General features: G+C 25.3%; 22 protein-coding genes. 9 read left to right on the top strand and 13 right to left on the bottom strand.

Annotated features, from left to right (window positions below; translation table 11 throughout):
- The first annotated feature begins 17 nt into the window (after window positions 1-17).
- The 6 genes from ispH (at window position 18) to folA (ending at window position 6,953) form a co-directional block, all read left to right on the top strand.
- The gene (gene ispH / locus D9V75_RS00695; RefSeq protein WP_158343295.1) at window positions 18-959 is read left to right on the top strand and encodes a 4-hydroxy-3-methylbut-2-enyl diphosphate reductase; all 942 of its coding nucleotides are present in this window, start codon (window positions 18-20) and stop codon (window positions 957-959) included.
- Between the two features lie 19 nt (window positions 960-978).
- Window positions 979-1,788, top strand: a complete 810-nt coding sequence (gene dapB, locus D9V75_RS00690) for a 4-hydroxy-tetrahydrodipicolinate reductase (protein WP_158343293.1) — start codon at window positions 979-981, stop codon at window positions 1,786-1,788.
- Between the two features lie 127 nt (window positions 1,789-1,915).
- On the top strand, window positions 1,916-2,041 hold the full coding sequence (locus D9V75_RS03030; RefSeq protein ID WP_261979433.1) for a hypothetical protein: 126 nt from the start codon (window positions 1,916-1,918) through the stop codon (window positions 2,039-2,041).
- Window positions 2,001-3,149, top strand: coding sequence for a glutamine-hydrolyzing carbamoyl-phosphate synthase small subunit (gene carA / locus D9V75_RS00685; RefSeq protein ID WP_158343291.1), 1,149 nt, complete (start codon window positions 2,001-2,003; stop codon window positions 3,147-3,149). The genes D9V75_RS03030 and carA overlap by 41 nt, the downstream gene beginning before the upstream one ends.
- Before the next feature lie 16 nt (window positions 3,150-3,165).
- Window positions 3,166-6,405, top strand: a complete 3,240-nt coding sequence (gene carB / locus D9V75_RS00680) for a carbamoyl-phosphate synthase large subunit (RefSeq protein ID WP_158343289.1) — start codon at window positions 3,166-3,168, stop codon at window positions 6,403-6,405.
- A gap of 65 nt (window positions 6,406-6,470) precedes the next feature.
- The gene (folA, locus tag D9V75_RS00675; RefSeq protein ID WP_158343287.1) at window positions 6,471-6,953 is read left to right on the top strand and encodes a type 3 dihydrofolate reductase; all 483 of its coding nucleotides are present in this window, start codon (window positions 6,471-6,473) and stop codon (window positions 6,951-6,953) included.
- 28 nt (window positions 6,954-6,981) lie between these two features.
- Here the strand turns inward: folA and D9V75_RS00670 are convergent, their stop codons facing one another.
- Genes D9V75_RS00670 through D9V75_RS00660 form a run of 3 tightly spaced genes read right to left on the bottom strand, consistent with a single transcriptional unit; the run spans window position 6,982 to window position 10,013 of the window.
- Entirely contained in the window at window positions 6,982-7,809 is an 828-nt protein-coding gene (locus D9V75_RS00670) for a symmetrical bis(5'-nucleosyl)-tetraphosphatase (RefSeq protein WP_158343286.1), read from the bottom strand.
- A 54-nt stretch (window positions 7,810-7,863) separates the two neighbouring features.
- Window positions 7,864-8,676 carry a 16S rRNA (adenine(1518)-N(6)/adenine(1519)-N(6))-dimethyltransferase RsmA gene (gene rsmA, locus D9V75_RS00665; RefSeq protein WP_158343284.1) on the bottom strand — a complete coding sequence of 271 codons (813 nt, stop codon included), beginning with the start codon at window positions 8,674-8,676 and terminating at the stop codon, window positions 7,864-7,866.
- Window positions 8,677-8,729: 53 nt separating this feature from the next.
- Window positions 8,730-10,013: a peptidylprolyl isomerase gene (locus D9V75_RS00660; RefSeq protein WP_158343282.1), complete on the bottom strand. Its 1,284-nt coding sequence runs from the start codon at window positions 10,011-10,013 to the stop codon at window positions 8,730-8,732.
- A 244-nt stretch (window positions 10,014-10,257) separates the two neighbouring features.
- Between D9V75_RS00660 and D9V75_RS00655 the strand changes: the two genes are divergently transcribed.
- Window positions 10,258-11,025 (top strand): DedA family protein, encoded by a 768-nt coding sequence (locus D9V75_RS00655; RefSeq protein WP_158343280.1) that lies wholly within the window; start codon window positions 10,258-10,260, stop codon window positions 11,023-11,025.
- On the opposite strand, the gene rplY is transcribed toward D9V75_RS00655, so the two are convergent.
- Together rplY and nfo are read right to left on the bottom strand one after the other, a co-directional pair.
- Window positions 11,014-11,298 (bottom strand): 50S ribosomal protein L25, encoded by a 285-nt coding sequence (gene rplY / locus D9V75_RS00650; protein ID WP_158343278.1) that lies wholly within the window; start codon window positions 11,296-11,298, stop codon window positions 11,014-11,016. The genes D9V75_RS00655 and rplY overlap by 12 nt on opposite strands.
- Window positions 11,299-11,344: 46 nt before the next feature.
- Window positions 11,345-12,184 (bottom strand): deoxyribonuclease IV, encoded by an 840-nt coding sequence (gene nfo / locus D9V75_RS00645; protein ID WP_158343276.1) that lies wholly within the window; start codon window positions 12,182-12,184, stop codon window positions 11,345-11,347.
- An 820-nt stretch (window positions 12,185-13,004) separates the two neighbouring features.
- On the opposite strand from nfo, the gene glyQ reads away from it, so the two are divergent.
- Together glyQ and glyS are read left to right on the top strand one after the other, a co-directional pair.
- Window positions 13,005-13,901 (top strand): glycine--tRNA ligase subunit alpha, encoded by an 897-nt coding sequence (glyQ, locus tag D9V75_RS00640; RefSeq protein ID WP_158343274.1) that lies wholly within the window; start codon window positions 13,005-13,007, stop codon window positions 13,899-13,901.
- A complete protein-coding gene (gene glyS, locus D9V75_RS00635; protein ID WP_158343273.1) occupies window positions 13,895-15,988 on the top strand; it encodes a glycine--tRNA ligase subunit beta in 2,094 nt (697 codons plus the stop codon). Before glyQ ends, glyS begins: the two co-directional genes overlap by 7 nt.
- A gap of 129 nt (window positions 15,989-16,117) precedes the next feature.
- On the opposite strand, the gene yajC is transcribed toward glyS, so the two are convergent.
- The 8 genes from yajC to rpmI all read right to left on the bottom strand — a co-directional run bounded on the left by yajC (window position 16,118) and on the right by rpmI (window position 22,932).
- Window positions 16,118-16,453 (bottom strand): preprotein translocase subunit YajC, encoded by a 336-nt coding sequence (yajC, locus tag D9V75_RS00630; protein ID WP_158343271.1) that lies wholly within the window; start codon window positions 16,451-16,453, stop codon window positions 16,118-16,120.
- A gap of 26 nt (window positions 16,454-16,479) precedes the next feature.
- Window positions 16,480-17,586 (bottom strand): tRNA guanosine(34) transglycosylase Tgt, encoded by a 1,107-nt coding sequence (gene tgt, locus D9V75_RS00625; RefSeq protein ID WP_158343269.1) that lies wholly within the window; start codon window positions 17,584-17,586, stop codon window positions 16,480-16,482.
- A gap of 135 nt (window positions 17,587-17,721) precedes the next feature.
- Entirely contained in the window at window positions 17,722-17,853 is a 132-nt protein-coding gene (locus D9V75_RS03075) for an S-adenosylmethionine:tRNA ribosyltransferase-isomerase (protein WP_158344040.1), read from the bottom strand.
- 602 nt (window positions 17,854-18,455) lie between these two features.
- Window positions 18,456-18,758 (bottom strand): integration host factor subunit alpha, encoded by a 303-nt coding sequence (locus D9V75_RS00615; protein WP_158343267.1) that lies wholly within the window; start codon window positions 18,756-18,758, stop codon window positions 18,456-18,458.
- Window positions 18,759-18,762: 4 nt separating this feature from the next.
- The gene (gene pheT, locus D9V75_RS00610) at window positions 18,763-21,153 is read right to left on the bottom strand and encodes a phenylalanine--tRNA ligase subunit beta (RefSeq protein WP_158343265.1); all 2,391 of its coding nucleotides are present in this window, start codon (window positions 21,151-21,153) and stop codon (window positions 18,763-18,765) included.
- Between the two features lie 9 nt (window positions 21,154-21,162).
- Window positions 21,163-22,152, bottom strand: a complete 990-nt coding sequence (pheS, locus tag D9V75_RS00605) for a phenylalanine--tRNA ligase subunit alpha (RefSeq protein ID WP_158343263.1) — start codon at window positions 22,150-22,152, stop codon at window positions 21,163-21,165.
- Window positions 22,153-22,336: 184 nt separating this feature from the next.
- Window positions 22,337-22,693: a 50S ribosomal protein L20 gene (gene rplT, locus D9V75_RS00600; protein WP_158343261.1), complete on the bottom strand. Its 357-nt coding sequence runs from the start codon at window positions 22,691-22,693 to the stop codon at window positions 22,337-22,339.
- 41 nt (window positions 22,694-22,734) lie between these two features.
- Complete coding sequence (gene rpmI / locus D9V75_RS00595) at window positions 22,735-22,932, bottom strand: 50S ribosomal protein L35 (RefSeq protein ID WP_158343259.1); 198 nt, start codon at window positions 22,930-22,932, stop codon at window positions 22,735-22,737.
- Window positions 22,933-22,947 lie beyond the last annotated feature (15 nt).

The raw sequence follows: 22,947 nt of genomic DNA, 5'->3' as shown, positions 1-22,947 counted from the left end.
CATTCTAAAGGTGATTAATGGACATCATACTAGCTAATCCAAGAGGTTTTTGTGCAGGAGTTAAAAGAGCTATTTTAATAGTCGAAAATGCTTTAAAAATTTATAAAAAAAAAATATATGTTAATCATGAAATTGTACATAATAAGAGTATAGTAAATTACTTTCGGATCAAAGGAGTAATCTTTGTTAAAAAAATCTCACAAATTCCAAATAAATCAATAGTTGTTTTTTCTGCTCATGGTGTGTCAAAAAAAGTTGAAAAAGAAGCTATAAAAAAAAAACTAACTATCTTAAACGCAACTTGTCCGCTAGTTACAAAAGTGCACAGAGAGGTATCAAAATCTAGTCAAAAAGGAATAGAGACAATTTTTGTTGGACATAAAGGACACCCAGAAGTAAATGGAACTATTGGTCAATATGACAACAATAAAGAAAAAATACATCTTGTTCAGTCAGTAAAAGATGTACAAAAACTATCCATTAAAAATGGAAAAAAATTAAATTTTTTTACTCAAACTACTCTTTCGGTTAATGAAACAAAATTCATTGTTTCTTCTTTAAAAAAAAAATTTCCACATATTAAAGGTCCCGATAAAGATGATATATGTTATGCAACAACTGATCGTCAAAAAGCAGTTTTTAAAATTTCAAAAATTACTGATATGTTGTTAGTTATTGGATCTAAAAATTCGTCTAATTCTAACAGATTAGTCGAATTAGGTCGAGAAACTGGAGTATTTTCAAAACTCATTGATTCATTTGTTGATATTAAAAAAGAATGGTTGCATAACGTAAAATACATTGGAGTTACAGCAGGCGCTTCTGCCCCTAATATATTAGTTATAGAAGTGATTCAGTATTTAAAAAAATTAGGAGCCAAACGACTGTTTGAAATGAAAGGAATAGCAGATAATAAAATCTTTCCAATTCCTAAAAATTTAATTTGTTTAAATCGTTAATAACTTTAAAAGATAAAATATGAAAAAAAAAACTCGTATTGCTATTTCTGGACCTATGGGTCGCATGGGTAAAATGCTTGTAAAGGAATCACAAAAAAATAAAAGTGTGCAATTAACCACAGTATTAGTTGAAAAGAATCATTTGTTAATTGGAAAAGATATAGGAGAAAGCATTGGGATTGGGAAAATAGGAGTTTTTGCAAGTGATAAAATAAACTCTAATATAAATGATTTTGATGTTTTAATAGATTTTACAAAACCCAATGGAACACTGAAATATCTTAAATACTGCTCTAAATTAAAAAAAAATATTGTCATCGGTACAACTGGATTTTCAAATCAAGAAATGGAAGTGATCAAATCATATTCTAAAAAAATCAGTATCATGATTTCAGCTAATTTTAGCATAGGAATTAACATAGTTCTGAACTTAATTGAAAAAGCAACTCACATTATAGGAAATAATTCAGATATCGATATCATTGAATTTCATCATCGCAATAAAATAGATTCTCCTTCAGGAACGGCTTTGGCTATAGGGAAAGTAATATCAAATGCTATGAATTGGAATTTAGACGAACATTCTTTATATCTAAAAAAAGGTATTAATGGAATAAGAGAAGAAAAAAAAATTAGCTTTTCTAGTATACGATCAGGAAATACTATTGGAAAACATACTACTATGTTTTCTAACTCTAATGAACAAATTAAAATTACTCATATAGCTTCTAATCGTATATCTTTTGCTCAAGGTGCAATTCAAGCGGCAATATGGATTCATCAAAAAAATAGGGGTTTATTTAACATGATGGATGTATTAAAATTTTAAAAATATTTTAGTATAAAATAAATAAAAAACATTTTTCATCATAATTTTATTTTATTTTCCAAAAAAATAAATATATTTTACTCAATAGACAAAAATATTAATTTTAGTTAACATGACACATATAAAAATGCGGATATATAATATAATTGCATCGATATTTTTATTGATTCATATAAATGTTCATTTAAAAAGTATTTCTAACGGAGGATGTTTTGATTCGATTAGCAGTGTTGGTTTTAGAAGATGGAACTAAATTTCACGGAAAATTTGTTGGATCCATTGGAACGACCGTAGGTGAAGTTGTATTTAACACATCTATAACTGGCTACCAAGAAATAATTACTGATCCTTCTTATTCGCACCAAATAATTACATTAACTCATCCTCATATTGGAAATGTTGGGACTAACGAAAATGATGAAGAATCATCTCAAATCTATGCTAAGGGACTTGTTATTCGCGACATGTCGCCTATAGCAAGTAATTATCGTAATAAAAAAGAATTATCTTTTTATTTAAAAAAAAACAATATTGTTGCAATATCAGACATTGATACTAGAAAATTAACCCGTATTTTGAGAACTAAAGGATCTCAAAATGGATGTATCATAGAAGATAAAAAAGAAAATTATCCCATAGCACATGAATACGCCAAAAATTTTATAAGTTTACAGGGTTTAGATTTAGCTAAAGAAGTTACTACTAAATTCATATATAATTGGAAAACAGGAACAATTTGTAATAGAAAAAAAAACGTATCTTCTATTCAAAAAAAAACATATTTATGTCATGTAATTGTATACGATTATGGAGTTAAACGAAATATACTGCGCATGCTTGTTGATAGAGGTTGCTATTTAACTGTTGTTCCTGCTCAAACTGATCCAAAAAAAGTGTTAAGCATGAATCCTGACGGAATATTTTTATCTAATGGACCAGGAGATCCTAGACCTTGTCAATATGCTATTAATTCAATTCAATATTTTTTAAAAAAAAATATACCAATTTTTGGAATATGCTTAGGACATCAACTATTAGCTTTATCTATCGGAGCAAATATCACTAAAATGAAATTTGGCCATCACGGTGCAAATCATCCTGTAAAAGAAATTAAAACAAATCGAGTCATTATCACATCTCAAAACCATAGTTTTACCGTTGATATAAAAAATTTACCAAATAACATAGAAATTACACATAGCTCTCTTTTTGATGGTACCTTGCAAGGACTTTCCTTAAAAGATAAAAACGCTTTTAGTTTTCAAGGACATCCAGAAGCAAGTCCTGGGCCACATGACGCTTCATCTTTATTTGATCATTTTATTCGATTAATTATTAATCAACGAACTAAAACTCAGTAATTAATTAGGAAAAAAAATGCCTAAATCTACTGATATCAAATCCATTTTGATTCTTGGAGCAGGACCGATAGTAATCGGACAAGCGTGTGAGTTTGATTATTCAGGCGCACAAGCATGCAAAGCTTTAAAAGAGGAAGGTTATAGAATCATTTTAGTCAATTCAAACCCGGCTACTATTATGACAGATCCATGCATGGCAGATGCTACATATATTGAATCAATACATTGGAAAACAGTGCAAAATATTATTAAAAAGGAAAAACCCGATGCATTACTGCCAACAATGGGAGGTCAAACTGCTCTTAATTGTGCTTTAGAATTAGATCAAAAAGGAGTGCTAAAAAAATTTAATGTTCATATGATAGGTGCTACAGTTAATGCTATTAAAAAAGCCGAAGATAGAAAATTATTTGAACATTCGATGAGAAAGATAAAATTAAATACTGCGAAATGTGGCATTGCTCACAATATCAAAGAAGCTTTATTAGTATCAAATAATGTAGGTTTTCCATGCATTATTCGACCTTCTTTTACCATGGGCGGTCACGGAGGCGGAATTGCGTATAATCATGAAGAATTTAAAGAAATTTGTGAAAGAGGACTTTCATTATCTCCAAGTACAGAGCTTTTGATAGATGAATCTCTGATAGGATGGAAAGAGTATGAAATGGAAGTTGTAAGAGATAAAAATGATAATTGCATTATTGTTTGTTCAATTGAAAATCTTGATCCTATGGGGATTCATACCGGTGATTCTATCACTGTAGCTCCTGCACAAACTCTTACTGATAAAGAATATCAAGTAATGAGAAATGCTTCTATATCTATTTTAAAAGAAATTGGAGTTGAAACTGGAGGAGCTAATGTTCAATTTGCAGTAAATCCAAAAGATGGAAGAATGATTGTTATTGAAATGAATCCTAGAGTTTCTCGTTCATCAGCTTTAGCTTCTAAAGCAACCGGATTTCCAATTGCAAAAATAGCAGCTAAATTATCTATTGGATATACATTAGACGAACTTTCAAATGACATTACAGGAATGAATACTACAGCATCATTTGAGCCGTCGATAGATTACATAGTTACTAAAATTCCAAGATTTAATTTTGAAAAATTTTTAGGATGTAATGATAGATTAACTACTCAAATGAAATCTGTTGGAGAAGTAATGGCTATAGGGCGTACTTTTCAAGAATCAATACAAAAAGCTATTCATGGACTAGAAGTTGGATCGAATGGTTTTAATTCTAAAATATCTAATATCAAAAATCCACAAAATTTAATGAAAATTAGACATGAATTAAAAGAAGCTGGTTCTGAACGACTTTGGTACATAGGAGATGCTTTTCGATTAGGAATGTCAATTAATGATGTATTTGAATTAACATTTATTGATCCTTGGTTTCTAGTTCAAATTCAAGAAATCATTATTCTAGAAAAAAAAATTTCTAAAAAAGGATTTTTTGGACTCAACAAAAATTTTCTATATTTTATTAAAAGAAAAGGTTTTTCTGATTCAAGAATAGCATTTTTAACAAAGAATAAAGAATCTGAAATACGTCAACTTCGTTTTAAATTAAATTTACATCCAGTATATAAAAGAATTGATACATGCTCCGCTGAGTTTTCAACCGAAACAGCATATATGTACTCAACATGGGAAGAAGAATGTGAATCTCATCCAACTAACAATTCTAAAAAAATTATTATATTAGGCGGAGGACCTAATAGAATAGGGCAAGGTATAGAATTCGACTATTGTTGTGTGCATGCTTCTCAAGCGTTGAGAGAAGATGGTTTTGAATCAATTATGATTAATTGTAATCCAGAAACTGTTTCCACTGATTATGATATTTCAGATCGCCTTTATTTTGAACCTATTACATTAGAGAATATTTTAGAAATAGTCAGAATAGAAAAACCAAAAGGTATTATTATTCAATATGGAGGTCAAACACCATTAAAATTAGCTCGAAAATTTCAAAAAGAAGGAATTCCAATTATAGGAACAAGTCCAGATTCAATTGATCAAGCGGAAGATCGTCATCGTTTTCAAAAAATTGTTACTAAGTTAAAATTAAAACAACCATTAAACGCTACTGTATTTAATTTGAAAGAAGCTCATGAAAAAGCAATAGAAATTGGTTACCCTATAATGGTTAGACCATCTTATGTTTTAGGTGGAAGAGCCATGGAAATTGTATATGAACCATGCGATCTGGATGACTATTTCAGTAACGTTATAAAAGAAAAAAACATAAAGCCTATTTTGTTAGATCAATATTTAAATTATGCTATAGAAGTTGATGTTGATGCTATTTGTGATGGAAAAACCGTTTTTATCGGTGGGATAATGGAGCATATTGAACAAGCAGGGATTCATTCTGGAGATTCCGCATGTTCTTTGCCAGCTTACACCTTAACCAAAAAAATTCAAAATGACATTAAAAATCAAGTAAAAAAACTAGCTTTTGAATTATCTGTCAGAGGATTAATGAATGTTCAATTTGCTATTAAAGATAATCAAGTATACATTATTGAAGTAAATCCAAGAGCAGCTCGTACAGTTCCCTTTGTTTCAAAAGCAATAGGTTTGGCATTAGCTAAAATTTCTGCAAGAGTTATGTATGGAAAAACGCTATTAGAACAAGGATTTTCTAAAGAAATTATTCCTCCGTACTTTTCTGTTAAAGAAGCAGTGCTTCCTTTTGATAAATTTCAAGGAGTAGATCCTATATTAGGACCTGAAATGCGTTCGACAGGGGAAGTTATGGGAATCGGAAAAAATTTTTCAGAAGCGTTTTCTAAAGCGATTTTCAGTACTCCAAATAATAATATAAAAAAATCAGGTCGTGTTCTTTTATCAGTTAGAGATGACGATAAAAAAAGAATTGCTAATTTAGCCATTGAACTAAAAAAAATAGGATTTAAAATAGATGCTACAAAAGGAACCTCTATAGCTTTAAAAAAAGCAGGAATTTCATCTCGATTAGTAAACAAAGTTTATGAAGGTCGTCCACATATACAAGACAGACTAAAAAATAGTGAATATTCTTATATAGTGAATACAACTTCTTGTAATCAAGGAATTAAAGACTCAAAATTAATATGTCGTAGCGCTTTGCAATATAGAGTGCACTATGACACTACATTAAATGGCGCGTTTGCTACTGTCTCTTCATTAAATCAAAACCCAATAAAAAACATAAAATGTTTACAAGAAATACATAAAAAAATAAAATACAAAAATTTATAATTCATTATGCTTATAAATATGTTGAAAAACATATTTATAACTTTTTTAAAAGTATCAATTTAATTATGAACATCAGTTTAATTGCTGCTATTTCTAATAATTTAATCATTGGCAATAACAACTCAATTCCTTGGCATCTTCCAGAAGATTTAAAATGGTTTAAAAAACATACCATAAATAAAAATGTTATTATGGGACGTTTGACTTGGGAATCGATTAAAAAACCACTATTAATGAGAACAAATATAGTAATTAGTCGTTATAAAATTAAAAAAAAAGGAATTATTTGGGCTAACTCAATTTCTCATGCCATCAATTTAACTGAATCTAACAAAGAGATTATGGTAATTGGAGGATCTAAAATATATGAACAAATGCTGTTTTATGCCAATAAATTGTATTTAACTCATATTGATATTAACATTAATGGAGATTCTTATTTTCCTCAATATAAATTATATCCATACTGGAAAACATTATTTAAACAGCATTTTTTAAAAAATAAAAAAAATCCTTATAACTATTATTTTGAAATTCTATCGAGATAAATCTTTATGAAAAAATTTTTTTTTAATTTTATTTCAAAACAGATTTTTTTATGAATGATTGAGAAAACCATTTTTTATCTTCTAATCGTATCATACTCAAGCTTCCTCCCCAGCAACAACCAGTATCTAATGAAAAAAATGGTAGAGGTACATCAAATCCTTTTAAATTAGACCAATGACCAAAAAAAATAGAATAATCTGAAGGAATTTTAGTTTTAAACATAAACCATGGCTTAAGAGGATGTTTAACATAAAGAGGAGAGAGTTTATTAGATAAATTTAACCGACCGTCAAAATAACAATAACGCATACGTGTAAAAACATTAATACTGTATCTCAATCGATCTAATCGATTGAGATTTGAACTCCAATAATTTATATTATTATCAAACATAGATTCTAAAAACAAAGCATAATTATCACTTAACAAAAATTCTGAAATTTTTTTAGAATATTTTTCTGCAGTACATATGTCCCATTGGGGACTAATTCCTGCATGAGACATGATAATTTTATTTTTATGATCAATTTGAACAAAGGGTTGACTTCTTAACCAATAAATTAATTTTAAATTATCTTTTGATGTTAAAAATTCATCAAAAAAATTTTCTTTTTTATTTTTTTTGATTCCTGAATGTATCAAGATTAAATTTAAATCATGATTGCCAAGTACTATTTTCACCCGTTTTCTAACTGAAAAAAGATATTTTATAACTTTTATAGAATCTGGACCTCTTGAGACTAAGTCTCCAGAAACCCATAGAAAATCTTTTTCAATGTTAAAAGATGACTTCTTTAAAAGCAATTGAAATTCTTCGTAGCAACCATGAATGTCACCAACTAAATAAATGCTCATTTTGTATTTCCAATTATATAAAACTCAAAATTTTTAATTATATTTTTTATTAATTCATATTTTTAAACGTTTTATATGATTAAAAAAATAGTTAGATAACTGACAATACTGATTAATAGTAATGTTTTCTGCTCTTAATTCTGGATTAATCCCTAGTCTAATTAAAAGTTGTTCTGTAAATACATTCGATAAGCTATGACGTATCATTTTTCTTCTCTTTTGAAAAGCTATATTCGTAATATAGCTTAATGTATTAATGTTGTACAAAAAATAAGGATGATTAGTATGAGGAATTAAACTTACAAATGCAGAATCTACTTTAGGGATTGGTAAAAAATTTTTAGCAGATACTTTCAACAATGTTTTAACTTTGCAATAATACTGAGTAATGATACTTAAACGTCCATATGATTTATTACCAGGAGTAGCAGTTAAACGATCAGCTACTTCCTTTTGTAACATAAAATGCATATCTTCAACAATGTGGATTTGATTTAACAAATGAATAATTAAAGAAGTAGAAATATTATATGGCAAATTTCCAAAAATTCGAATATTTTTTTTTTGATGGTATAAATTTAAATAATCAAATCTTAAAGCATCCTGACAAAATATTATTAATTTTGAATAAAATGATTGTTTTTCTAGAAATTTTAATAAAGTTGCATCAATTTCAATAACAATTAAATTGTTTACTAATTTACATATTGGTTTTGTTAGTGCAGCGAAACCAGGACCAATTTCTACTAATATCTGTGTTATTTTTGGATTAATTATATTAACAATATCTTGGACAATTTTTTTATTTATTAAAAAATTTTGACCTAATTTTTTTTTAGGAAAATATTTTGCTTTTTTTAAAATCATTATTTTAAATTCAGTTTTTTATATAAAAATTAGTTAATTTTAAAATTTTTTATCTATTTTATTACTTCTATAAAAGCTAATTTTTTTAATTCTTGTATCCATTTATCTCTTAAAAATTTAATTTTTTTAGTTAATAACATTTGATAAATTTTATCTTTTTTTATTTTTAAAGAATAATTAATATCCCTTTTGTCTAGAACTTTAACAATATGCCATCCTAATTCAGATTTAATGGGCTTACTTGTTTCATTAATTTTTAAATTTAATAATATATTATTGAATTCTGGATTTAATGATAAACTTGATATCCAACCTAAATCACCTTTTTTACGAGAAGAATAAAAATCATGAGAAAAGTTTTTTACTGCAAAATCAAAATTATAAACTTTTTTTATTATATTGTTGTATATGTTAAAAATACTTTTTTTTACTTCTTCCTCATGTAAAATGGGAGAAAATTTTATTAAACAATGTTGTATATGAAATTCTTTAATGTATTTTTCTGGATAATTTTTAGCATCATTAACTTTAATAATATAGAATCCTTTACTCCCCAAAAAAGGACCTAATGTCTCTCCTTTTTTAGAAAATTTTAAATGATGTGAAAGCATATTCTGTACATCATTAAAATTCATCCAAGAATTCGACAAAAAAAAGAAATTTTTATTTATTTTATATTTTTTGTTCAATTCCTCAAAAGAGCACCCATTTTTAATTTTTTTAAGTATATAAAAAGCTAATGTTTTTTGATCTTTTACTATTTTTTGTTTTTTGTTTTTAGGAAGAGATAACAAAATATAGCTTATATTAATTTTATCAAATTTTTTTCTTTTATCAAATTCATGAAACAATTTTTGTAATTCTATTTTCTTGATTTTAATATGACTTAAAATTTTATAATCTTGTATCATTTGAATTTTTAATAATTTTTTAATTTGATTAAAATAATCAAAATAAGTAAAATCATTATTATTTTCATTAAATAAAATATTATTTTTTAATTGCTCAACACTAATATTATGTTTGTAAGCAATATTTTTAATGGTATGATTTACTTGTTCATCAGTTACAAAAAAATTTAGTTTATCTGCTTCATTCAAAATCATTGTATCTAATATTAATTTATTTAGTATTTTGTTTTTTATGAAATCATTTTGTACAGATAATTTATTATGCTTTTCTTTTTGTTTTATAAAAAAAATAAATTGCTCTATATCGCTTTTCAATATGATCTTATCATCAACAATAGCAATAATTTTATCAATTTCTAATTCATTAGATAAAGCTGAAACTGTGCTCGTACAGATATATAAAAATAGTATAATCCATATTTTCATTATTTTTCTCTTTCAATGTATATTGAGATTACTAATGTTTATAAAATTTAAATTTTAATAACATTTTTAAAAAATATTTAATATAAAAACATGCTGACACAAACATTTTAAGAATAAAAAAAATAAAAAAATTTTATAGTATTTTATTCAAAGATGTAATACATTAAAAATGTAAATTGTATTGTTTCTAATTTATTCAACAATATATTAATTTTAAAACTAAAAATTTAAAAAATGAGACTTTATGGAATCTTGGTTAACATCTTTCACAACTCAATCTTTAACCTACTCATTAATAGTAGTAGGAACAGTGTCTTTTTTAGAATCTCTTGCTTTAATAGGTTTATTGCTTCCTGGAATTGTCTTGATGACAACGTTAGGAGCATTAATAGGAGATGGAAAATTATTATTTTACCCTGCTTGGATATCTGGAATAATAGGATGTCTAATTGGAGATTGGACTTCATATTATATCGGTTTACGTTTTAAAAACTGGCTATACAACCTTAAATTTTTGAAAAAAAACTATACACTTCTTGACAAAACAAAAAAAATATTACATAAACATAGCCTTATCACTATAATAGCTGGGAGATTTATAGGACCAACTAGACCTCTTATACCTATGGTTGCTGGAATGTTAAAGCTTCCTTTAAAAAAATTTGTTTTACCTAGTATAATAGGATGCATATTGTGGCCTCCAGTATATTTTTTTCCTGGTATTGTTACAGGAATAGCTATAAAAATACCTGAAAATAACACTGAAAATGATTATTTTAAATGGTACTTATTGCTTATTTCTATTTTTATATGGACTGGAATATGGTTAGCATCCAAATGGTGGAAAAAGAAAAAAAATAACTATATAGACAATTCACTTTTTAATCAAAAAAAAATTGGATGGTTATCTATAATAACATTATTATTAGGATTTTTAAGTTTAATTGCCATACAATTTCATCCAAAAATGTTAATTTTTAGAGAAATTTTATCTAAAATTTTAATTATATAAGAAATCAATATGTAATAATTTTAGTTTAAAGGCATGTCTTTGAATGGATTGAACTTTAACTATATGTTTTTTTTCTTCAATTATTAAACATATATTTTCTTTATAAAATTCTATTTTTTTTTGTAAATTAAAAATAAGATTATGGTCTAATTCAAGAAAAACAGGAATTTTATTCATTCCGTATAATATTCCTGGAAATTTTTTTTGCATGCGTAACTTTCTGCTGTAACTTTTACCCTTTTTTATTCTTTTTATAGCGTTTATTTTTAACATAATATAATCCTATATATTTTAAAAAAACTTTTTTAATTCAAAAAATTTAGATGCAAGATTTAAGCCAAGAAATTTCTGATTTCCATATTTTGGGATTAATTGTTTCTAATATAATAGGAATATTGTTGAAAATGTTATTCTTCATAATCCATTTAAAAGCAGTAGTTCCAATTTTTCCTAATCCTAAACTTTCATGACGATCAATATGACTATTAAAATTTTTTTTAGAGTCGTTTAAATGAATACCTTTTAAATATTTAAATCCTATGATTTTATCAAATTCTCGAAAAGTTTTCTCACAATTTTTTTCTGAACGTAAATCATATCCTGATGCAAATAAATGACAGGTATCTATGCATACTCCAATTCTTGATTTATTATTAACGTTATGAATAATTTGATGCAAATGTTCAAAACAATATCCCATATTAGTACCTTGTCCCGCAGTATTTTCTATCACTATAATTATATTTTTTGTTTGCTCTAAAGTAATATTTATTGACTCAGCGATTCTTAACAGACACATATTTTCAGTAATTTTATTTAAATGACTGCCTGGATGAACATTTAAAAACATTAAACCTAGTTGATCGCAACGAATAACATCATCAATAAAAGCAGAACGTGATTTTTCTAATAGAATGTCTAAAGGATGACCTAAATTAATCAAATAACTACTATGAGGTAGAATTTGAATTGGTGAAAATTGATATTTTTTGCAATGTTTCTTAAAATCATTTATTTTGTTATTTGTTAATGAGTTTGAATTCCATTGACGTTGATTTTTAGTAAAAAAAGAAAAAGCTGTTGCTTTAATTTCATATGCTCGAAGAATTGCTTTTTCTACACCACCAGAGGCGCTAACATGAGCCCCAATATACTTCATTTTTTTTCCTTTAGAAATTATTTATAATTTTTATTTCAAAAAAAATCATATAAAAATTAGATTCAAACAATATAATACTCAGAAACAATATTTTAATCAATAATACAAGAAGAATATTTGTGATTGTTTTCTTTTAAACAATCAAATCTAACGTTTTTGTTAAATTCAAATAATCTTGTTTTTAACAAGAATCAAAAAAAATAAAAATATTTTCATCACTAATTCTGATAAATTTCACATAAATTATGCATTTTTGAAGCAATAGAAGCGTCTTCAGCACTAATTAACATTTACAAATTTCATAAATCACTATATTTATAACTATAATTGTTTCATTATTATTAACATTATTTTTTATCAACATAATTTTAAAAAAAATTACTGTAATTTAAACTTTAAAGCATTTCTTAAAAAAGAATTCTAGATATTTTTATTGAAGTAAATGAAAATTATCGATTGTGAAATCTAAATTTATTAATTAAATAATTTTAAAGATGTATTTAGAAATCAACAATTCTCTTTCTTTTTCTTTTATATCGTTGTATTCTTTTAAAATAAGATTTTCTATCTCTTTTTATAAAATACGTTATATAATAAATTTAATTCTTCACTGATTTCTTAAATTATTTTTATTAAATTTATCTAAAAAATTAATAACTTTTTAATTCATTGAAATCTAAAAATTAAATTAAAATTATTTTTTGATAAAGAATAAAAATATTAAGCAATATAAAAATATCATTTTCTACACAAAAATTAAATGTTGCGTATAATTTAGAGATACAAAAAATATTTATTCATGCGATCATTTCAGACAAAAATGAAAAACTATAAAAATAATTTTTATGATTTAATTTTAATATTACAAAAATATTGGTCTAAACAAGAATGTACTATTTTTCAACCATTAGACCTTCCTGTTGGAGCGGGAACATTTCATCCAGTAACGTTTTTAGGAGCAATAGGACCTGAGCCAATTAAAGCAGCATACACTCAAGCTTGCAGACGACCTGCTGATGGAAGATATAGCAAGAATCCTAATCGATTACAACACTATTATCAATTTCAAGTTATCATGAAACCTCCACCTGAAAATATTCAAAAAATGTATCTACAATCATTAAATTTATTACAGATAAACGAAAAAATGCATGACATACGTTTTTCTGAAGATAATTGGGAAAATCCTACTTTAGGAGCTTGGGGGATTGGTTGGGAGGTATGGTTAAATGGAATGGAAATTACGCAATTTACGTATTTTCAACAAGTAGGTAGTTTAGAATGCGATCCGGTTACAGTAGAAATAACTTATGGATTAGAACGAATTGCAATGCATATTCAAAATGTATCTGATGTATATAAACTTGTTTGGAATACAAAAAACAATAATCATATTACTTACGGTCATATTTTTAAAAAAAATGAAATAGAACAATCTCAATATAATTTTCAATATTCTGATATTAATTTGTTATTCAATTCTTTTGAGCAATATATAAAAGAAGCTGAACAATTACTTTCTCTAAAATCACCTTTATTATTAGTTTCATATGAAAAAATAATACAAGCTAATCACATATTTAATCTGCTAGATGCCAGAAGAGCAGTTTCTCATAATGAACGTCAAAATTATATTTTGCGCATTAGAGCGCTCACTAAAAAAGTAGCTCAACATTATTTTTTAGAAAGAAAAAAATTAGGATTTCCTTTATGCTAACAAAAAAAGAAAATTTAACAAAAAATATTTTTTTAATAGAAATAGGAACTGAAGAAATTCCAGCTGCACTTCTTTACAACATAGCTCATTCTTTTTACATAAATTTTATAAAAGAATTAAAATTATATAATATTTTTTATGAATCAATTCATTGGTTTGCTACTCCTAGAAGATTAGCTTTAAAAATCCAAGGTATTGATATTTCTGAAAAAATTATAATCAAAAATAAAAAAGGTCCATCTATTGTAAATGCTTTTGATAAAGATGGAAGACCTACAAATTCAGCTCAACTTTGGGCTCGATACTGTGGAATTAATATTAATGAAGCCAAACGTTTAAAAAATAATAAAGGAGAATGGCTTTTTTATCAAAAAAAAATAAAACAAGAATCAGCTGTGTCCTTACTTCCGAAATGTATTGAATTTTCTCTAAAAAAAATTTGCATTGAAAAAACAATGAGATGGGAAAGAACTAATCAAAAATTTTGTCGTCCTATTCGTAACATTGTTATGTTATTAAATGATGATGTAATTTCATCAAAGATATTTAATATTCCTTCCAATAATATTTTACATAATCATTTATCCTCAAAAGAAAAAAAAATAATAATTAAAAACGCTAAAGAATACCCTTTAATCCTGTTACAAAAAGAAAAAATAATAGCAAATTATAATGATAGAAAACAAAAAATTAAAAAAATTCTTGAAGAAACGGTTCAAAAAGTTAATGGAACTATAAATCTTAACAACCCTTTAATTGAAGAAGCCACTTCTTCAGTAGAATCTCCAATTGCATTTTTAGCGAATTTTAAAAAAAAATTTTTAAAAATTCCAAAAGAAATATTAATTTATACCATAGAAAAACTTCAAAAATGTTTTACAATATGCAATCATAAAGAAGAAGTTCTTCCATATTTTATATTTATTTCAAACATTAGTTCAAAAAAACCGGATCAAAATATTATAGGATATGAAAAAGTTATGCATGCAAGATTATCAGATACTGAGTTTTTTTTAAAAAAAGATAAAAAAATTAAATTAAAAAATTATCTACCATATCTTAAAAATATTTTATTTTATCAAGATCTTGGATCTTTATATGAAAAAACATTTCGTTTAAAATTTCTCATGGAGTGGATTTCTCAGAATACAAATAATAATATAAAAAACGCAATTCAAGCAGCGCTTCTTTCTAAATGTGATTTAATAAGCGACATGGTATATGAATTTCCAGAATTACAAGGTATTATAGGTATGTATTACACCTGTATGGATCCAGAAATCAATGAAGAAGTTTCTATTGCTATTAAAGAGCAATATTTGCCATCTTTTTCAGGTGATAAATTACCATTAAGCGTTATAGGTGCATCATTATCTATTGCAGACAAGATGGACACTATAACTGGTATGTTTTGTATTAATAGAATTCCTACTTCAAATAAAGATCCGTTTGCATTAAGGCGCTTATCAATAGGAATACTTCGTATTATAATAGAAAAAAAAATAATTTTAGATTTTAAAAAATTAATAAAAAAAAGTATTTTTTTACATCAAAAAGAAGTTAATTGTTCAAAAATTTACAATCAAATAATTAAATTTTTTATGTCGCGATTGTTTTATTTATATGAAAAAAAAGGATATAATATTAAAATTATACAATCAGTATTATCATGTAAATTAACACAACTGATAGATATTCATAAAAGAATTAAAGCAATATCTTATTTCCGGACTTTAAGTTCGTCAAAATCAATTATAACATCAATTAAAAGAATACATAATATAATAGAAAATCATAACCAAGAAAATTTAAAAAATATTAACGTTCATTTAATTCAAGAAAAAGAAGAAAAAATTTTACTCAACAAAATTAATAAGTTTATTGATGAAACCAAAAATCTTTTTTTAAATCAAAAATATAAAGATATCTTAATAAAGATGCATGAATTTAAAAATCCTATAAATAATTTTTTTGAAAAGGTCAAAATATATCATTCTAATTCTGAAATAAAAGCAAACAGGTTAGCGATATTAAGATTAATAAAAAAAACTTTTTTAAAAATTACAAATTTTAAATATTTATTCTAAAATTTTTTAATAAAAATGCATTTTTATTAAATTAAAAATGTCAGATATTTTAGATTAACACTTAAAGTATATAGACTTATACTTGCTTAATCAAAAATAAAAAATTTTACATCTAAATATATATTTAATTTATAGTAAAGAATTTAAAGTTCCTTTTGGAATCACAGATGCTATAAAATTTTTTTTTATGCATACTTCTGTTTCATTATTTAACGAAAGTAAAACGTATCCATTTTTTGTAACTTTATTTACTCGACCAACTAAACCGCTAGTCGTTATGACTTCATCATCTTTAGTAATAGAATTCATAAGATTTTTATGTTCTTGAGCTTTTTTTTGTTGAGGACGAAAAAGCACAAAATAAAAAAACAACAAAAAAATAACTAACATAAAAATTAAAGAATAAGAATTACCTTCAGAGGATGTATTTTCAGAAGCCATTGCATTTTGAATAAAAAAGCTCATATAGTATCCTTAATAGATATATATCATTATAAAAATTTTCTTTGAGAGTAAAAATTTGATTTAAATTGATTAAATTTTTTTTGTTTTATTGCATTTCTTATATTCAACATTAAAGTATTATAATAGTGTAAGTTGTGTATTGTATTTAATCGAGCACCTAATATTTCGTTACAAGAATCTAAATGATGCAAATAAGATCGAGTATAATTAAGGCAAGTATAGCAATTACATTGTTTATCTAAAACAGAAATATCATTTTTATATTTTTTATTTCTAATTTTAATAATTCCATCAGTAACAAATAAATATCCATTTCTAGCATTTCTTGTAGGAATTACACAATCGAACATATCTATTCCACGAGAAACGCCTTCTATCAAATCTTCTGGTTTTCCAACTCCCATTAAATATCTTGGTTTATTTTTTGGCATTTTAGGACAAATATGATCTAATAATTCGTTCATTTCCGATTTTGATTCTCCAACTGCCAAGCCCCCGATGGCATAGCCATCAAAATTTATTTTTACTAATTCATTTAAAGATATATCTCGTAGAGAAGGATATATTCCTCCATGAATAATACCAAATAACAAATTTTTATTGTTTTGTGCATCAAAAAAAATACGGCTTTTTTTTGCCCAATTTAATGATTTTTCCATGGAATTTTTAGTTTTAATCCAGTCTCTTGTATATGAAATGCATTCATCAAAAATCATTACAATATTTGATCCTAAATCTAATTGAATTTTCATTGAAATTTCTGGAGTCATAAAAAATTTACTTCCATTAAGATGGTTTGTAATCATTACACCATCTTCTCTGGACATGCAAAATTTCGATAAACTAAAAAACTGAAATCCTCCAGAATCAGTAAGAATAGGGCCTGACCAATTCATAAAATTATGTAAACCACCATGTAATTTTATAGTATTCATTCCAGGTTTAAAATACAAATGAAAAGAATTACTCAAAATAATTTGAGCACCAATTTTTTCAATTTCCTTGGTCGTAATACTTCTTACCGCGCCATAAGTTCCAACAGGCATAAAAATAGGAGTTTCAATTATTTGATTGTTGTAAGAAAAAAAACCCAATCTAGCATTACTATCTTGAGAGATAAGTGTAAAATTCATTTTTTCTCCATAAAAATTTATAAAAATTAACTCAACAATCTACTAAAAACATAATTTCTCAGGAAAGTATATTAATTAATAATATTTTTACAATAAGAAAAGGAATTATATGTCATACACATTTCGTTTTCATAGCTAAAAACAATATTTGTTTTTAATGGCTTCACGATATGCATTTATTTTATTTTTGCAACTAACGAAAGAATCTACTAACATAATTAATCTTTTTTTTGGAAAATAAAAGTTGGTAATTAATACATTAACTATACTAGTCTAATAGATAAGATGTATAAAAAATATTTTATTGCTTGAAAAACTTTTCATATCGTTCTCCATTCAGAAAGATGATAGGCACTCTCTAACACTTAAAGAGTAATAGCCCATGCTTCTATTATACGACCACTTCTTTTTTACATAATTTAATAATCTAATTGATTAGTTTGAAAAGAGCTTTAATTACTTTAGTATGAATAATATAATCTTCTATCTTCTCATCTGTAATTGATTAAAATTTACCAAATCTAATATATAATGTTAAATCACTTAGATGCACTTCTTTTTCATGTGGAGCTTTTAACAAAAAGTCATCAAAATGTACTAGCAGTTAAAAAAGAAGAAATAGATCCTGGTATATAGTTTAACGATTCTAAGTCTAATTTATCAATTGATCAATTAATACTAAGGAGGGAGAAGCATGTGACTAATATCATTTATAATATTACTGTATGAATAAAGATTATTGTTAAAAAACACTTCTAAACATGAATTTCATAATCATTAATTAAATTGACAATATTAAAAAACATGATTAATGTTTCAAAATTTTTTATTTATGATTATTAATCCGCATCTGATTCAATTAAAAAACATCACTGCTTTACTTTTATTAAATAGTTATCAATTCTATTTTTTAATTTTTGACCAGCTTTAAAAGTTACTACACGTCTAGATGAAATAGATACTTTTTTTCCTGTTTTTGGATTTCGACCAGGACGTTCTTTTTTATTTTTAAGTCGAAAATTTCCAAATCCAGATAACTTTACATCCTCTCCATTTTCTAATGATTTCCTTACTTCTTCGAAAAAAAATTCAACAAATTCTTTTGAATCTCTTTTAGTTAAATTTAATTTTTCAAATAAATGATCCGAAATTTCGGATTTTGTCAAAACCATGTATTTATTTCCTTAAAATCACTTGAAATTTTTTATTTAATTCTTTTAAACAAGAGTCAATCATTAAATTAATTTCATTTTCTTTTAGCGTTTTTTTTTGATCTTGAAAAGTAAAACTGATTCCTATACTTTTTTGTGTATTCAAAAATTTTGTACAAGAATACACGTCAAAAAGATTAATTTCTACTTTTTTATCAATAAAAAACTTTTCGCATGCTCGTAAAATATCTGAAATAATAATATTATCTGATATTAATATTGAAATATCACGACGACTAATGGGAAATTTTGAAATTTTTTCTATTGTATCTAATTTAAAAAATGTGATTTTATCTAAACAAATTTCAAATACAAAAACCGAATCATTTAAATTTAATTGATTTTCTAATCTTGGATCAATTGCTCCAATATTTCCAATAAAATTGTTTTGAAAATAAATAGAAGCGCACTGTTCAGGATGTAATCCTGTTATATTATTTTTTCTAAATTCTATATTTTTTAAGCCACATATTAATTCAAACACACATTCTAAATCTCCTTTTAAATCATAAAAATCTACTTTTTTTGAAGTATAATCCCAATGATCTTTAGAATATTTTCCACTTATTGCGGCTCCTAAAAAAAGATCTTGATTGATTTCAAGATTTTTTTGAGAATTTAAAGAAAAACACAGTCCGATCTCAAAAAAACGAATGCTATCTTGATTACGATTTTGATTATAAGATACTGTTTTTATCAAACCAGGCCATAAAGATAAACGCATGGATGATGTGTCTTTAGATATAGGATTAGATATTAATAATTTTTCTTGATTGGGAAAAATTAAATTTTGAACATGAGGATCTACAAACCCATAAGTTATAGCTTCATAATAACCTTTATTAATTAATAAAGAAGATGATATTTCAGAAAAATTATCTTTTATCTTACTATTTACTGGTTTAATATTTAAATTTTCTTTTAATGGAAAAGAAGGAATATTATTATAACCATATATTCGAAGAATATCGTTTATTACATCTTCTTCAATTAATATATCAAATCTCCAACTAGGAGCGATAACTTCCCAGTATGTTTGTTTAAAAGTAAATATATAATCAAGACGCTTTAAAATATTAGAAATGGTTTTATTATCAATAAAAATTCCAGATATTTTATTTAACTTAATTAAATACATTTTAATTTTTTTATTTTTAAAACGTGCATCATTTGTTTTATCTATTACAATAGGTCCAGAATTTCCGCCGCATATTTTTAAAATCAAATCAGTAGCATATTCTAAAGCATAATATTGCATTTCAGAATCAATTCCATGCTTGTAATATTCTAATATCTTATTTATCTTAGTAGTTTCAATAATATCAAAAATTGATTGTTTACTGATTAAATATGAACTTAAAAATATATTTTTACAATTATTATCAAAATCACAAAGATAAGAATTAGTATTTCCAGGAATTGAAAGTATTTTTTTATTATCAGATATAACTATTATATTTTTATTTAAGATAAATGTTTCATTTTTTTTATAAAAAAATTCTTCTTTATTTTTGGACATTCTTATAGTGATCGACTGAGAAATTTTATCTGAATTTAAAACATTTAATGGCTGTCCTATTTCAATTAATACATAGCTTATAATATTTTTAATAACATTATCAGATAAAGAATCACAAAGAAATAGTTTTTTTTTCATCCAAAATGGAGTTTCAATTTTAATGTTAACATTTTTAATAATTCTTCCCATGTAATTTAAACATTCTTGTGTATCTTTAATATTAATACAAAATATATTTTTAATATCATTAACAATATTTTTAGTTTTTAAAACTGGTTTAGATAACTCATTTATCGCTGCTACGTTTCGAGCTATTCCTAAAATACTTAAATTATCAGATTGATTAGGTAAAATAGAAATTTTAATGATATTGTCTTTCAATCTAAAATAATCATTGACATTAGATCCTACAATGGCTTTTTCATTTAACTCAATAATGGTATTACTTCGATTAAATATTCCTAATTCAAAAAAGGAACAAATCATACCTTCTGATAATTCATTTTGTATCTTTTTTATTTTAATTTTTAAATTATTAGGTAAAATAGCACCAACACTTGCTACTGCTACTTTAATTCCACTTCGGCAATTAGTAGCTCCACATACAATGTTTAACAAATCTTTACTTCCAACATCTACTTTTGTAACTTTTAATTTATCTGATTTAAAGTGAGGCACACAATGGACTATTTTTCCAACTACAACATCTTGAAACAAGGGTCTAAATTTATATCTATGTTCTATTTCCAATCCAAAATCAGTCATTTGGTCGCATAATTGATCAATGTTAATTGGTGGGTTTACCCATTGATGCAGCCATTCTTCACTAAATTTCATTTTATCTCGCTATTTATATTTAAATTGACTCAAAAATCTTAAATCATTTTCAAAAAAATATCGAATATCAGCAATTCCATAACGCAACATAGCCATTCGCTCTACACCAATTCCAAATGCACAAGCGGAATACATATGAGAATCAATATTTACATTTTTTAAAACTTGAGGGTGAACCATTCCGCATCCTAATATTTCTAATGAATCTCTATTATTAATAGAAATATCTACTTCTGCAGAAGGAACTGTAAAAGGAAAATAAGATGGACGAAATTTAATTGAAACGTATTTACCAAAAAAATTATATAAAAAATTATATATTATCCACTTTAAATTAGAAAAATTTACTTTAGTATCAACAATTAATCCTTCAATTTGATGAAACATAGGCGTATGTGTAGAATCGCAGTCATTTCGATAGACTTTGCCAGGAACAATGAATCTAATTGGTGGTTTTTCTTTTTCCATAACTCGAATTTGCATACTGGAAGTTTGAGTTCTTAGCAATTTATTACTATCAAACCAAAACGTATCATGACTGTCCCGTGAAGGATGAGTCTTAGAAATATTTAATGCATCAAAATTATGATATTCATCTTCTATTTCAGGTCCTTTTACTATCTGAAACCCAATTTTTAAAAAAAAATCTTGAATATAATTAATAGTAGTAGCTATAGGGTGTCGAGATCCATTTCTAATACGACGACCTGGTAAAGACACATCAATGTTTTCTTTTTTAATTTTTTGATCAAAAAGAATTGTATTTAATTGTATTTTTTTTTGATTAATTTTTTCTACTGTTTCTAGCTTAATATTATTAATTACATAACTATATTCTTTTTTTTGTTTTAATGAAAAATTTTTTATTTTTTTAAAAAAAGCATTTATAATTCCTTTCTTTCCTAAGTATTTTAACCGTATTACTTCTAAATTTTCTATAGTATTTGATTTTTTTATATCTGATTTTATAGATTTTAGTATTTTTTTTAATATTAACATTATTATATTCTTTTTTATCGTTTAATTTTAATAAAATAAAATTTTTTAAAACTTATTGATCTGTTTAACCAAATATTGATAAAATCTTGTATTTTTAATTGATGTTAAAACATTTCATTCCATTAAATGCATATAAAGAGGAAGGGGAGATTGAATCCCCCTCTTTAAATTTCAAAAATGCTATTTATAATAAAGCTTCTTTTACTTTTTGTATTAAAGAACTAAATGCAAATTCATCATGAACAGCTATATCAGATAGTACTTTTCGATTGATATTTATTGATAATTTCTTTAAGCCAAAAATAAAATTACTATAAGACATTCGGCTTTGACGAACTACAGCATTAATACGAGTAATCCACAAGCGACGAAATTGTCTTTTTCTTTGACGTCTATCACGATAAGCATACTGACCGGCTTTAATAACTGCTTGGCATGCGACTCTATATACACGAGAACGGGCTCCATAATAACCCTTTGCTTGTTTTAAGATTTTCTTGTGACGAGCGTGCGCCATTACGCCACGTTTTACACGAGCCATTTTATATGTGCTCTCCTATTCTTAAAAATCTTTATAAAAATTTATGCATATGGTAAAAAAGATTTTACTCTATCTGTATCTCCTTTAGACACCATAGTTTTAAAACGAAGATGACGTTTTTTAGTTGTAGTTTTTTTAGTTAAAATATGACGTAAATTCGCTTGTTTTCGTTTAAATTTACCAGATGCAGTTTTTTTGAATCTTTTTACTGCACTTTTTAAGGTTTTAATTTTTGGCATAAAATATTTCATTTT

This window comes from Buchnera aphidicola (Muscaphis stroyani) (genome assembly GCF_005080865.1).
GTDB lineage: Bacteria > Pseudomonadota > Gammaproteobacteria > Enterobacterales > Enterobacteriaceae > Buchnera > Buchnera aphidicola_AG.
The sequence above is the reverse complement of the archived record's forward strand: the minus strand, read 5'-3'. Positions and strand labels throughout refer to the sequence as shown.

Coding starts and splice junctions, on each gene's coding strand:
- ispH (WP_158343295.1), top strand. CDS start 18: ATGGACATCATACTAGCTAATCCAAGAGGTTTTTGTGCAGGAGTTAAA.
- D9V75_RS00670 (WP_158343286.1), bottom strand. CDS start 7,809: ATGAGCATTTATTTAGTTGGTGACATTCATGGTTGCTACGAAGAATTT.
- D9V75_RS00655 (WP_158343280.1), top strand. CDS start 10,258: ATGGAATCTTGGTTAACATCTTTCACAACTCAATCTTTAACCTACTCA.
- D9V75_RS03030 (WP_261979433.1), top strand. CDS start 1,916: ATGCGGATATATAATATAATTGCATCGATATTTTTATTGATTCATATA.
- dapB (WP_158343293.1), top strand. CDS start 979: ATGAAAAAAAAAACTCGTATTGCTATTTCTGGACCTATGGGTCGCATG.
- rsmA (WP_158343284.1), bottom strand. CDS start 8,676: ATGATTTTAAAAAAAGCAAAATATTTTCCTAAAAAAAAATTAGGTCAA.
- folA (WP_158343287.1), top strand. CDS start 6,471: ATGAACATCAGTTTAATTGCTGCTATTTCTAATAATTTAATCATTGGC.
- tgt (WP_158343269.1), bottom strand. CDS start 17,586: ATGAATTTTACACTTATCTCTCAAGATAGTAATGCTAGATTGGGTTTT.
- rplT (WP_158343261.1), bottom strand. CDS start 22,693: ATGGCTCGTGTAAAACGTGGCGTAATGGCGCACGCTCGTCACAAGAAA.
- rpmI (WP_158343259.1), bottom strand. CDS start 22,932: ATGCCAAAAATTAAAACCTTAAAAAGTGCAGTAAAAAGATTCAAAAAA.
- carB (WP_158343289.1), top strand. CDS start 3,166: ATGCCTAAATCTACTGATATCAAATCCATTTTGATTCTTGGAGCAGGA.
- pheT (WP_158343265.1), bottom strand. CDS start 21,153: ATGAAATTTAGTGAAGAATGGCTGCATCAATGGGTAAACCCACCAATT.
- pheS (WP_158343263.1), bottom strand. CDS start 22,152: ATGTTAATATTAAAAAAAATACTAAAATCTATAAAATCAGATATAAAA.
- rplY (WP_158343278.1), bottom strand. CDS start 11,298: ATGTTAAAAATAAACGCTATAAAAAGAATAAAAAAGGGTAAAAGTTAC.
- D9V75_RS00660 (WP_158343282.1), bottom strand. CDS start 10,013: ATGAAAATATGGATTATACTATTTTTATATATCTGTACGAGCACAGTT.
- yajC (WP_158343271.1), bottom strand. CDS start 16,453: ATGAGCTTTTTTATTCAAAATGCAATGGCTTCTGAAAATACATCCTCT.
- nfo (WP_158343276.1), bottom strand. CDS start 12,184: ATGAAGTATATTGGGGCTCATGTTAGCGCCTCTGGTGGTGTAGAAAAA.
- glyS (WP_158343273.1), top strand. CDS start 13,895: ATGCTAACAAAAAAAGAAAATTTAACAAAAAATATTTTTTTAATAGAA.
- D9V75_RS00615 (WP_158343267.1), bottom strand. CDS start 18,758: ATGGTTTTGACAAAATCCGAAATTTCGGATCATTTATTTGAAAAATTA.
- glyQ (WP_158343274.1), top strand. CDS start 13,005: ATGAAAAACTATAAAAATAATTTTTATGATTTAATTTTAATATTACAA.